This is a genomic window from Mycobacterium sp. (assembly GCF_050701675.1).
GTDB lineage: Bacteria > Actinomycetota > Actinomycetes > Mycobacteriales > Mycobacteriaceae > Mycobacterium.
The window spans coordinates 1-6,082 of the sequence record NZ_JBOGDD010001250.1 but is presented as its reverse complement, the minus strand read 5'-3'; the positions used below and the strand labels follow the sequence as shown (position 1 = coordinate 6,082).

Below are 6,082 nucleotides of genomic sequence, written 5' to 3'. Positions count from 1 at the left end.
CGCATGCGATCGGCAAGGCGATCGAGGACCACGCGGCAGAACGAGAGGCCAAGAAGGCCACCCGGTGACCGCGGCGAGGAGCTCCGCTTGTCGGGTCGACGGTCGGGGTTGGATGCGTGGGTTCAGGATTGCCGTGACGCGGGTTTGATGTTGGTGGGTTGCCAGCTGCGGTCGAAGAATGCAGGGGTTGGGCTGTAGAACCGGAGGAGCGCGAACCAGCTGTGTCCGGAGGCAGTTTGGATCCAGTTGCCGTCGGCGACGTCCTCGGGTCGCCGCGGTGCGAACCAGAGTTCGGTGGACCTGTCGGGGTTGGGTGTTGCGGCGGGCGTGGGGAATGCCTGAGAGCCCGCCCGGGGGAAGCGTTGGTCGGTGACCAGCATGGATCGGGTTTGGGAATCGTAGAGGGTGATCGACCAGAACTTCTCGGCTGGAATGTCTTTCGGCAGCGTGAGGGTGTAGGTGTTGGCGCCGTCTAGGACGTCGCCGTGCTCGTCGGTGGTGGCGCCGATGTACTGCGATCCGATTCCGGGCAGGTTCATGCACATCGCCGGGGTGACCCCGGTGGCGAGGTAGAAGAACGAGGCCCGCGCGTTGAGTAGTTTGGCGCCGTGATCGGGAAGGGGTTCCACGCCGCTGGTGGTGATGCGCGGCGGCGGTGTTTGGAAGGCGTATCCACCGGCGAATAGCGGTGAGGTCCATTGGGAGTCGGTACCGGGGTAGAACTGAAATCCTTCGCCCTTTCGGGGACGCATCGAGATCGTGCGGACCAGTGCGTTTGCGGTCGCAGCGGATTCGTCGAGGATGGCGCGCATCTCTGCGCCGGGGGCGAATGGCTGGTCCTTGACGATGCCGATGGCCGCTATGGGGCCGGCGAGTTCGGGATCCATCGCGGAGGCCGGTTCGGCCTGGATCGCCGCGTCGAGCAATTCGTAGAACGTGGACGTGGATGGATAGATGGTGTTCACCGCCAGACCGGTGCCCTCGACGAACCGGGGTGTCGCCAGGCGTACCACCTGGCTCATCGGCGCAGTGCCGTCGAGGAACGACGCGACGGACGTACCGAATGCGCCTGGGGCGTAGCGCCCGATCCGGAGTTGGTCATGGATGCGCCTCACGGCGGGTGCCGGGTCATCGCCATCGAGGAAGGCGCGGCCAAGCAAAGACACCCTGGTGGTTCGGGAGTGCGCGACGAACACCCCGCCTTCGGGTAGCGGGCCGCTGTAGCCGGGGCCGACGAAGACGTAGGTTCCGCCGTGCCCTCGGTCGGGGCCGGGGATCCCGAAGTCGGTGATCCAGCGCCACCACATGTCGTCGGCGACGCCCAGGACCTCAGGTGGGAACTGCACGGCAACAGGCCCGTCGGTGAGGTCGAGGAATGTCCAGAAGTACACGGTGTCGGCGTTGGCGGTCAGGAACAGCGACGCGCTGTCCATCAGTCCGGAGAAGAGCAGAACGTCGTGGTCGTGGATGCCGGCATCGGCGTAGCCCTGGCGGATCGCCCACTGCGAGACCGCGGGTAGGCCGGCGATGAAGGCGTCGACGGCGTGCAGGCGGTCCAACGCCGCGTACGCGACGTCGGCGCTCGCCTCGGTGGGGGTGCCATTGACGAATTCCAATGTCCCCAGCAATGTTTCGACCGAAGAGGGGGTGGAGAGGTCAGAGAGGTCCATCCGGGTCACTTTCACTGATAGGGGTCTGCGGTGAGGTCGCCCGGACGCCATTGGCCATCGAAGGCGTCTTGCTCGGGTCCGTAGATGCGGATGTAGGCGAACCATCCGCGACCCGGCACCGTCTGCAGCCAGCGGTCGGTGCCATTGTCGTGTTCATGAGGTCCGAAATATAGTGTTGTCGAGCCGGTTTCGGCAGTAGTCGATGACAGTTCGAACAGCGAGCGCAGCGCAGCCTTGTCCTGGTCGGCTTGCACCTGGGAGCGGGTCTGGGCGTCATAGATGGTCACCGACCAAAACAGCGTGGCTGGAACCGGCAACGGCAGCGTCAAGGTGTAGCACTTAGAACCGTCGAGGAACTCGCCGGCGGCGTCGCGGGCGGCCAGCCAGTACAGCGAGCCGCCTCCGACCTGGCGGCGGAACATCGCCGGCGAGGTGACGATCGCTTGAGCGAACCACCGGTCGCGAGCCTCCAGGTCGATACCGGCAGGGGTTTCGAAGCCCGCGTCGGCAGGAACCAAGCCGAGCCATTCCCAGTGTCTGTCGTTCCAAGCCAGTCGGTCCGCGCGGGTCGACGCGAACGCCGACACCAGCAGCTGAGCGCGCCCTTGCTGTGCGGCCTGCTCCAGGATGCGGGTCATCCGTCGATCGGGGTTGAAGGGTTGGCACTTGCCCAGACCCAGCGCTGCCAGCAGGCCGTGCATGGGCCGGAATTCGTCAATCACGGGTTCGTAATCCAACACCTCGTGCAGTATCCGCCAGAACTCGATGCCGTCTTCCCATCGCAGGCACGTGCTGTCGATCCGGTCGTCGGTGATGTCCACGACATCCAGTGGTGTGCCGCTGTTCAACGGGTGAATTGTGATGGACCGCAGCGATTGCAGGGCTGCCTCGACGTCGCCTCCGACCGGCATGGCTCGGACCGCAAGCAGAACCTTGAGGGTTGCGGAAGCCGCCGCGTGACAATCCGCTGGGATCGTGCCCGCGAAACCTGGCGGGGTGATCACGTACTTCCCGCCGGCGCCTGCGTCGGGCCCGGGGATGCCCATGTCGGTGATCCATCGCTGATGGTGATCGTTGACGAGCCCGATGTAGGGGCCGGCCGGCAGTTCGATCACGATCGGGCCGGCGGAGAGGTCGAGTGCTGCTGACCCGTACGGCGTGTCCGAGTTCAGCGTGAAACCGACCTGGCGCGGGCCGCAGAACGCGATCCCAATGGCTTCGTTGTCGGCGATGCCGATCTCACGATTGCCGTTGAAGATGCCTTCTGCCGACACCGTCGGATACCAGAACCGGTATGCGACCACGGCCCGTTGGAAATCTGCATCGTCACGGGCGGCGCGGGCCGCGTCATCGCTCGGGAAACCTGCGGTCGGTTCGCCTTCGACCTGATCGGCCACGATTCGTCCCATCGCTGTTGTCTCGGCTCAGAGGCCAACGCTACGGCCCTTAGGATGCGCCTGTCCGGCGTTGTGGTGGAAGCCTCTGTGGCGGGAGTGGTCGGCGGTCAGGGTCGCCTTGCGGCCCAACCGATCACAGAAGTGACCGAAGAATGCCGCGCCCGCGGGGCCGCGACACGAAGACGTCATATTCCTCCGCCGCTCAGCGCCGAGAGTGAATTTCACGACGTTCCGAGCGCGATTTCGTCGTGAAATTCACATTCGCGCAATGGGGGTCACCGTACGGCCCGTCACGTCACCTCGCCTCGTGCGCGCATCGCGCGAGAGTGAGTATGCGCGGGCCGGATTCGGTGATGGCGATGGTGTGCTCGGAGTGCGCGGCGTTCGACCCGTCTGCCGAGCGCAGGGTCCAGCCGTCGGCATCGATGACCAGACGATCACTTCCCCTTGCCCACCACGGCTCGAGCGCGAAGGTCATGCCCGTCCGCAGCAGCAAGCCACGCCCATGCCGGCCACGATTGGGGATGTGGGGATCCTCGTGCATGGTGCGACCCAAGCCGTGACCGCCGAATTCGACGTTGACGCGATATCCGGCTTCGGCGGCGACTTCGCCGATCGCGGCGGAGACGTCGCCGAGACGACCGCCGGGGACCGCCGCGGCGATACCTGCGTCAAGCGCTCTTCGCGTGGACTCGATCAGGGCCGCGTCAGCGGCGTCGGCGCTGTCGCCGACGATGACCGTGACCGCAGAATCGGCTACCCAACCGTCGATCGACACCGCGAAGTCCAGACTCAACACGTCGCCGTCGCGTAGCACGTAGTCGCGTGGCATGCCGTGCAGCACAGCATCGTTGACCGACAGACAGATGACGTTCCGGAAGGGACCGCGACCGAATGACGGCGCGTAATCCCAGTAACACGAGTCCGCACCGCGGTCGGCCACCAGCGCGCGGGCATGGTGCTCGAGTTGCACGAGGTTCACCCCTGGCTGCGCCTCGGCCGACAGCGTCGCCAGCGTATCCGCGACGAATTCACCAGTCACCGCCATCCTGTCGATCTCATCGGCAGTCTTGAGTTCGATCATGTTCGGCCTCCGTGCAGCATCGGTATTCTTATACCGCTACGACGGTACCAGTATCGGTATTTGAATACCGGCTATGCTGACCGGCATGGTGCGTGTACCCCTGAGTCCAGAGCAGGTGGAAGCCGGGCAACGCCTCGGCGCGCTGATGAGGACGGCCCGAGCCGGTCGCGACCCCGAGATGATCGCGCGTCACGCAGGCATCTCACCGGAGACACTGCGCAAGATCGAAGTCGGAAGAATCCCAAGCCCGAGCTTCGGCACGGTGATCGGGCTCTGCAATGCGCTCGGCTTGCCCCTGCAGAATGCCGTCGATGCCTGGCATGGAACGGACGACCAACGGATGGCCATTTAGCAACCGGCTGACCGCAACCCGCCGGGAGGCGAGTTGCGGTCAGCTCGTTCGAATGCAGCCTCCTACGAGCGAGTGCTGTACGAGTGCGCCCCCGCCCCGGCGAGCTGGCCGGAGCCGACGATCAGGTACTCGTCGCGGATCGGTGTGCCGTTGAAGTAGGACTCCAGTATTTCGCGGGTCCCAGCGGCGTAGCGGGTCTGCGCCGACAGCGACGTTCCTGAGATGTGTGGCGTCATGCCGTGGTGGGGCATGGTGCGCCACGGGTGGTCGGCCGGGGCGGGCTGCGGGTACCAGACGTCCCCCGCGTAGCCGGCCAGTTGGCCGCTCTCCAGCGCTCGGACGATGGCGTCGCGATCGGTGATCAGCGCCCTGGCGGTATTGATCAGATAGGTTCCGCGGCGCAGCGTCGAGAGCAGGTCGTCGTTGAACAGCCCCTGGGTCTCCGGGTGCAGCGGCGCGTTGATCGTGATGACGTCGCACGCGGGCGCGAGGTCTTGGACCGTCGGGTGGTAGGTCAGGTTCAGTTCCTTCTCCACCTCCGCGGGCAGGCGGTGACGGTCGGTGTAGTGCAGCCGCACGTCGAACGGTGCGAGACGGCGCAGGACCGCCGTGCCGATGCGGCCGGCGGCCACCGTGCCAACGTCCATGCCCTCGAGGTCGTAGGACCGGGTGACGCAGTCGGCGATGTTCCACCCGCCCTTGCGGACCCAATCGTAGGACGGCAGGTAATTGCGGACCAGCCCGAGGATCATCATCACGACGTGCTCGGCGACGCTGATGCTGTTGCTGTAGGTCACTTCTGCGACGGTGACGCCATGTTCGATCGCAGCGTCGAGATCGACGTGGTCAGAGCCGATCCCGGCGGTGAGGGCCAGTTTCAGATTGGGCGCCTTCTCGATGCGTTCCTTGGTCAGGTAGGCCGGAAAGAACGGCTGCGAGATGACGACCTCGGCGTCGGCCAGGTGGCGGTCGAGATCGGAGTCCGCGCCGTCCTTGCTCGAGGTCACGATGAGTTCGTGACCGAGGCCCTCCAGGTAGCTGCGGAGGCCGAGTTCGCCGGACACGCTGCCCAGCAACGTTCCGGGAGTGAAGTCGATCGCGGAAGGAGAGGGCAGGGTCTGACCTCCCGGATAGCCGGAGAGCTCCGGCAAGCCGTCGCGCGCGTACGACGTGGGGTAACCGTCGATCGGGTCGTCGTACAGGACGACTACTACTTTGGCCACTATCGTTCCTTTGCTCATGGGGCCGGGTCGATCCATCCGGCCCGACGCGATCCGATTGGCGCGCAACATGAATCGTGTCCGACATCACTCATGGCGGGCAAGGGTTCGCAATGACGGAAGATTCGATCTCTTGATAGGTATCGTCGATGATGGCGAGCGGGCGGTTTGCCCGGTTCCCGCCGAGTCTTCAAGGGAGCGGCACGTGAGCGGCGAGGTACTGATCCGTCAACTCGAATACCTCGTCGCGTTGGCCCGTGAGCGTCACTTCGGTCGCGCGGCACGACTTTGCCACGTCAGCCAGCCGACGCTGTCCGGCGCGATCGGAAAGCTGGAGACCAATCTCGGCGTGATGATCG

General features: G+C 65.3%; 6 protein-coding genes. 2 read left to right on the top strand and 4 right to left on the bottom strand.

What is annotated here, in order from left to right; all coding sequences use genetic code 11:
• Positions 1-122 precede the first annotated feature (122 nt).
• The 3 genes from ACRDUX_RS38765 to map form a co-directional block, all read right to left on the bottom strand.
• Complete coding sequence (locus ACRDUX_RS38765) at positions 123-1,670, bottom strand: DUF1254 domain-containing protein (RefSeq protein WP_526422506.1); 1,548 nt, start codon at positions 1,668-1,670, stop codon at positions 123-125.
• Between the two features lie 11 nt (positions 1,671-1,681).
• On the bottom strand, positions 1,682-3,079 hold the full coding sequence (locus ACRDUX_RS38760) for a DUF1254 domain-containing protein (protein WP_526422504.1): 1,398 nt from the start codon (positions 3,077-3,079) through the stop codon (positions 1,682-1,684).
• A gap of 283 nt (positions 3,080-3,362) precedes the next feature.
• Positions 3,363-4,151, bottom strand: coding sequence for a type I methionyl aminopeptidase (gene map, locus ACRDUX_RS38755; RefSeq protein ID WP_526422502.1), 789 nt, complete (start codon positions 4,149-4,151; stop codon positions 3,363-3,365).
• 85 nt (positions 4,152-4,236) lie between these two features.
• Between map and ACRDUX_RS38750 the strand changes: the two genes are divergently transcribed.
• Positions 4,237-4,503: a helix-turn-helix domain-containing protein gene (locus ACRDUX_RS38750; protein ID WP_526422500.1), complete on the top strand. Its 267-nt coding sequence runs from the start codon at positions 4,237-4,239 to the stop codon at positions 4,501-4,503.
• Between the two features lie 62 nt (positions 4,504-4,565).
• On the opposite strand, the gene ACRDUX_RS38745 is transcribed toward ACRDUX_RS38750, so the two are convergent.
• On the bottom strand, positions 4,566-5,726 hold the full coding sequence (locus tag ACRDUX_RS38745) for an NAD-dependent formate dehydrogenase (RefSeq protein WP_526422498.1): 1,161 nt from the start codon (positions 5,724-5,726) through the stop codon (positions 4,566-4,568).
• A gap of 202 nt (positions 5,727-5,928) precedes the next feature.
• Here ACRDUX_RS38745 and ACRDUX_RS38740 point away from each other — a divergent pair.
• Positions 5,929-6,082: LysR family transcriptional regulator (locus tag ACRDUX_RS38740; protein ID WP_526422508.1), on the top strand; the 154-nt coding region annotated here is incomplete at its 3' end.

Excerpts from the sequence above, each read along its gene's own strand:
- ACRDUX_RS38760 (WP_526422504.1), bottom strand. The coding sequence starts at position 3,079 with ATGGGACGAATCGTGGCCGATCAGGTCGAAGGCGAACCGACCGCAGGT.
- ACRDUX_RS38765 (WP_526422506.1), bottom strand. The coding sequence starts at position 1,670 with ATGGACCTCTCTGACCTCTCCACCCCCTCTTCGGTCGAAACATTGCTG.
- map (WP_526422502.1), bottom strand. The coding sequence starts at position 4,151 with ATGATCGAACTCAAGACTGCCGATGAGATCGACAGGATGGCGGTGACT.
- ACRDUX_RS38750 (WP_526422500.1), top strand. The coding sequence starts at position 4,237 with ATGGTGCGTGTACCCCTGAGTCCAGAGCAGGTGGAAGCCGGGCAACGC.